General features: G+C 69.2%; 1 protein-coding gene. It reads right to left on the bottom strand.

What is annotated here, in order from left to right:
* Positions 1-73: 73 nt before the first annotated feature.
* Positions 74-5,860, bottom strand: coding sequence for a hypothetical protein (locus ACFVVL_RS30985; RefSeq protein ID WP_387681033.1), 5,787 nt, complete (start codon positions 5,858-5,860; stop codon positions 74-76).
* Between the last annotated feature and the right edge of the window lie 270 nt (positions 5,861-6,130).

Consider the following 6,130-nt stretch of genomic DNA (forward strand, 5'->3'; position numbering starts at 1 on the left):
GCCGGACTCCACGGATGGATTCCGTGGAGTCCGGCGGGCGCCGGTCTGTGGTGGGGTCGGTGGGTCAGGGTCCTCAGCTGTTGCGGCGCCGCCGCTTGCTGAGGGCGAGGGCGAGTCCGCCGAGGATCAGCAGCGTGCCGCCGATGGCGGCCGCGGTGAGCACGGTGGTGCCGGTGCGGGCGAGGATGCCGGAGGGCTGCGGGGCGGGGGCGGGGGCGGGGGCGGGGTCAGCGGGGGCCGGGTTGTCGGTGGTCGGCGGGGGAGTGTTCCCCGTCGGCACCGTGTGGTCGGTCTCGCAGCCCTTCTCGGTCTCGCAGGTGCCGCGCTTGCCGTCGGGGGTGGTGACGGCGTTGTGCAGCCGGCCGTCGCCGTTGGTGTGCACGGTGATGGAGTAGGTGATGGTGGCCTTGGCGTTGATCGGGAGGTCGCCCTTCCAGGCGAGGGTGCCGTCGGTCACCGAGACCTCGCCCGTGGAGGCCTTGGCGTCGCCGTTGTAGACGGCGTCGTCGAGGACTTTGGCGAGGTCGTCGGTGATCGTGGCGCCCTCGACGTGGCCGTTGCCCTTCTGGGTGACGGTGACGGTGTAGGTGACCTTGTCACCGGACTGGACGGTCGAACCCGGCTTCGGGTCGGAGGACTTGGCGAAGACGTAGGTGCCGTAGACGTGGTTGGTCTTGCAGCCCACGGCTTCGTCGCAGGTGCCGCGCTTGTCGGTGGTGGTGACGACGTTGTGGAGCTTGGTGTCGCCGCCGCCGGTGACGGTCACGGAGTAGGTGAGGGTGGCGGTGGCTCCGGCCGGGAGGTCGCCGGTCCAGACGAGCTTGCCGTCCTTGACCGAGGCCGTGCCGGTGGTGGCCTTGGCGTCTTCGTTGTAGGTGGCGTCGTCGAGGACCATCGACAGGTCGTCGGTGATGGTGGCGCCGTTGATCGTGGCCTTGCCGTGCTGGGTGATGGTGACGGTGTAGGTGACCTTGTCACCGACCTGGATGGTGGAGCCGGACGCGGGGTCGGAGGACTTGTTGAAGGTGTACGAGCCGTAGAGGTGGTCGGTCTCGCAGCCCTTCTCGGTGTCGCAGTGGCCGCGCTTGTCGTCGGTGGTGGTGACGACGTTGTGCAGCTGGGCGTCGCCGTGGCCGGTGACGGTCACGGAGTAGGTGAGGGTGGCGGTGGCTCCGGCCGGGAGGTCGCCGGTCCAGACGAGCTTGCCGTCCTTGACCTCTGCCGTACCGGTGGTGGCCTTGATGTCGCTGTTGTAGGTGGCGTCGTCCAGGACCTTCGACAGGTCGTCGTTGATCGTGGCGCCCTTGACCTCGCCGGCGCCCTTCTGGGTGACGGTGACGGTGTAGGTCACCTTGTCACCGATCCCTACCGTGGAGCCGGACTTGGGGTCCGACGACTTGGCGAAGACGTACGAGCCGTAGACGTGGTCCGTCTCGCAGCCGATCGCCCGGTCGCAGGTGCCGCGCTTGGTGTCGGTGGTGGTGACAGTGTTGTGGAGCTTGGTGTCGCCGCCGCCGGTGACGGTCACGGAGTAGGTGATCGTCGCGGTGGCTCCGGCCGGGAGGTCGCCGGTCCAGGTGAGCTTGCTGTCCTTGACCGAGGCCGTGCCGGACGACGCCTTGATGTCGTTGTTGTAGGTGGCGTCGTCGAGGACCTTGGCGAGGTCGTCGGCGATGGTGGCGCCCGTGATGTCGCCGTTGCCCTTCTGGGTGATGGTGACGGTGTAGGTGACCTTGTCGCCGATCTGGACGGTGGAGCCGGACTTCGGGTCGGAGACCTTGCTGAAGGTGTAGTTGCCGTAGACGTGGTTGGTCTTGCAGCCGACGGCTTCGTCGCAGGTGCCGCGCTTGTCGGTGGTGGTGACGATGTTGTCGAGCTTGGTGTTCCCACCACCGGCCACGGTCACCGAGTAGGTGATGGAGGCCGTACCGCCCACCGGCAGGTCGCCGGTCCAGACGAGCTTGCCGTCCTTGACCTCGGCCGTACCGGACGACGCCTTGACGTCGCTGTTGTAGGTGGCGTCGTCGAGGACCTTGGACAGGTCGTCGGTCACGGTCGCGGCCTTGACCTCGCCGTTGCCCTTGTGGGTGACGGTGACGGTGTAGGTGACCTTGTCGCCGATCTGGACGGTGGAGCCGGAGGCCGGGTCGGAGACCTTGCTGAAGACGTAGCTGCCGTAGACGTGGTGCGTCTCGCAACCCACCGCCTGGTCGCAGGTGCCGCGCTTGTCGGTGGTGGTGACGATGTTGTCGAGCTTGGTGTCGCCGCCTCCGGTGACGGTCACGGAGTAGGTGATCGTCGCGGTCGCGCCGACGGGCAGGTCGCCGGTCCAGACGAGCTTGCCGTCCTTAACCTCCGCCGCACCCGATGACGCCTTGACGTCGCTGTTGTACGTGGCGTCGTCGAGGACCTTCGCGAGGTCGTCGGTCACGGTCGCGGCCGTGAGCGCGGCCTTGCCGTGCTGGGTGACGGTGACGGTGTAGGTCACCGTGTCACCGATCCCCACCGTGGAGCCGGACGCCGGGTCGGCGACCTTGGAGAAGGTGTACCACCCCACCTGGTGCTGGGTGGTGCAGCCGGGGGTGCTGCCGTCACCGGCCACCGCGCAGCCGGGGGACAGGACGGTGTTGACGAGGTGGGCGTCCCCGCCGGCCTTGACGGTGACCGAGTAGGTGATCGTCGCCTCGCCGCCGACCGGGACGGTGCCGTTCCACGTCAGCACACTGCCGGTCACCGTCGCCGTGCCCGTCGAGGCGCTGACGTCACCGTTGTAGGTGGCGTCGTCCAGGACCTTCGCCAGGTCGTCCGACAGCGTGGCCTGCGCCGGGGCGGAGCCCTGCTGCTTGACCTTGACCGTGTAGGTGACCTTGTCGCCGGGGGCGACGCTCTGGCCGGAGGCCGGGTCGGCGGCCTTGGTGACCGCGTAGTTGGTCACCTCGATCCCGGCCGGGTCCGGCGGGATGACCGGCGGCACGCCGGAGTCCGGCGGGGTGTCGGCCGTCGCGGAGGCGGTGTTGACGAACGTGCCCGACACCGACGTGTCCAGCACCGTGCTGAACTCGTGCGACTCGCTCGCGCCGGGGGCCAGCGAGGCGACCGTGAAGGCGCCCGCCTGCGGGAACTTGTCGTCGGAGACCTTCACATTGGTGAGCGTGCCCTGGCCGGTGTTGGTGACCACGATGCGGTACTTCACCGTGTCGCCGTACCGGAAGACCGGGTAGTCCGCCGCCTCGTTGGCGTCGTGCCACTGGCCGTCCGTGCCCTGCACGTACTTCTTCAAAGAGGCCGAGTAGTAGTTCGCCACCGTGATCGGCGCCGAGGTGCGCATCACCAGCTCGGTGTGCCCGTCGCGCGCCTGGGCTCGGTTGACGAGCTTGTCGCCGCCCACCGCGCCGTCCGTGGCCACGGCCACCTTGAACTGCTGGCGCGCACCCGGAGCCAGCGCGGGCCCGATCACGCGCACGGCCGTCGCGTTCGGCGTGAACGTCTGCGTCCACCCCACGCTGTTGCCCGTGACGTCACCGGCCTTGCCGTTCATCGGATCGCCCGGGTCGTCGGACAGCGAGCCGGGAGCGGCGGTGGTGTAGTACACCTTCGCGCCCGCCACCGGCGTCACCGAGGCCAGCGTGTACGAGCCCGAGAACGACGTCCCGCGCCCGTCCCCCTGGTACGGCAGGACGTCGATCGTGTCCGTGAACGCCTGCGGCGCCGGGTCGTAGGACCGCAGCGTGACCGTCCACGAACCCGAACCCTTGCCGTCACCCTTCACGTTCGGGATGAACGCCGCGTCCGGGCTCTTCCCGATCGTCGTCAGACCGGTCGCCGAGAGCGTCACCGAGGCCGCGGCGACGGCCGAGTCCTGGCCGCCGTACGACGCCACCGCGGTGTTCTTCAGTGTCCGGCCGGGCGTCGCCCCGGCTTCGGCCATCGCCTGGTAGGTCAGGGCGTGTTCCGTGTTGGTGGTGACGCCGTCCAGGGTCCAGGTCAGGATCTGCTGCCCACCGGACGTGGTGACGGCCGGCTCGGGGGCGGCCGAGCCCGCGATGTACGTCATCCCGGCGGGAAGCGTGTCGACGATCCGGTAGCCGTCCACGGCCGGCGGAACGCTGTTGCCGCCGTTGGCGGAGTAGGTGAGCGTGAACGTCGCCGGTTCGCCCGGCTTGACGACCGTACGGTCGCTCGACTTGGCGATCGAGGGGGTCACCGCGACGATCCGCAGGATGTCGCGGCTGCCCGTGGTGCTGGGGTAGCGGGCATCGGGCGTGTTGATCAGGGCCCACGGGTTGGCGAACCAGGTACCGCCCTGGCGGTACTGGCCCCAGGTCCAGACATCGGTCCCGGCGGGAACGCCGTCCTTGATCCGCAGGTCCAGGAGGATGGCGGTGGCCCAGACGGCCGAGAGGGCCGGGTCGAGGTCGGACCGCAGGAAGTTGGCGCGCACCGCCTTCACCGTGCTCGGGTCGGCCGGCGCGGTGGTCACCCAGCCCGGAGCGCCGAGGTCGTCGCCGCCCGTCCCGCAGCCGAACGCGTCCGGGTTGTAGCTTCCCGAGTTCGGGTCGAGGCTGGGCGAGTTGCCGACGTAGTACTCGAACGGCAGCTTCGAGAGCAGCGCGCTGCTCCACGCGACGCCCTCGAACGTCACGTACCTGGTGTCGATCACGTCGCACAGACCGAGCTTGGTGCCACCGGGCATGGTCTGCGTGGCGGCCTGGCTGGAGACGATGCCCTGGACCTTGCTGCCCGGCGACACCCGGTAGTTGTCGTCGTGCCAGGAGCCGCTCGTTCGCAGGCCCCAGGCCTGGTTGAAGCCACCGGCCTCGACGACCTTGCTGGAGGTGTTGTTCGACGGGGCGTCCTGGGCCGTCAGGCCGTTGACGGAGGTGTAGGTCGGGGCCGAGGCCGAGAGCTGGACGGAGAGCGACTTGTCGGTCGCGGTGGTGATCCGGAACCACACCGATCCGCCGGCCACCGCCACCCGGTCGGTCGGCAGCGCCTGGCCCAGCGAGTCCTTGGTGGGCACCTGCGCCTGCGAGTAGTCGATCCCGGTCAGGGTCAGCCGGAACTCGTTGGCGTTGCCGGTCGGCGTCAGGGTGCAGGAGTTCACGAACGGGGCGGTCTGCTCGGCGGGGTGCGAACCGCCGGACCACGGGTGCTCGGCCGCCCAGCCCGCGCTGAACGGGGCGCAGGCGTTGGGACCGGCCTGGACGGTCCCGGCGGACGGCGCGACCTTCAGGACGTAGCTGACCGAGTCCGGGCCGGCCTCGCTGCCCTTGTTCAGGTTCAGCGTCCAGGTGAAGTCGAGGTCGAAGTAGCCGCCACCGTCCTGGAAGGTGTTGGTCGGCGAGTTCCAGACCATGTCCATCCCGAAGACGTTCTTGATCGGGATCTCCGGGACGGTCGCGGTCGCGCCGGCGATGGTGCCGGTCGCCGAGACCTTGTCGCCCGTCTCGCCGTCGGCCACCACGGCGGTCTGGACGACGATGGCGGTGCCCTGCTGCTGCGTGCCGACGTTGCAGATCAGAGTGGCCCGGTCGGCCGAGAGCGACGAGGGGGGAGTCACGCCGTCGGTCAGGCAGGCGTCGGGTATCGCACCGAAAGTGCCGTGCTGCAGGGTCACCTGGAAGGTGACGTCGTCCACCGGGTCATTGGACGGCGCGGCGGCGTCGTCGTTGACGTTCACCCGCCACTCCGCCGTCACCACATCGCCACTGGCCAGCTCGGACGGCGTGCCGTCGACCCAGCGGCCGGTGATCTGATGCACCGGCTTCGCCCACGACGTGGTCGTCAGGCTGAGCATCGTCAGGACCAGTGCCAGTGCGACGGAGAGTGACAACCAGCCGGCCCATCCGGGGCGGGACACCGGGAGTCCCCTCCCCCCTCCTCCGTATGCGGAACGAGCGGTCCGTGACCGCCACCTCTGCGAACCCACCGCGGATCACCTCTTGAGTTCTCGTGGAGACGGGCGCGGGCGCGGCGACACCACGAGTGGTGACCCATGGTCACAGGTGACGACGACTCTGCCGCGTGCGCGCACGTCCGGGGTTGGCCGACGGGTGCCGGACCGGTACGAGAGTTAAGCACTCTTTGGGGTGATTTGAAGGAAATTAGGACTTTCTGAGTGCGTGTCTTG

The sequence above is a fragment of the Kitasatospora sp. NPDC058115 genome (genome assembly GCF_042884635.1).
GTDB lineage: Bacteria > Actinomycetota > Actinomycetes > Streptomycetales > Streptomycetaceae > Kitasatospora.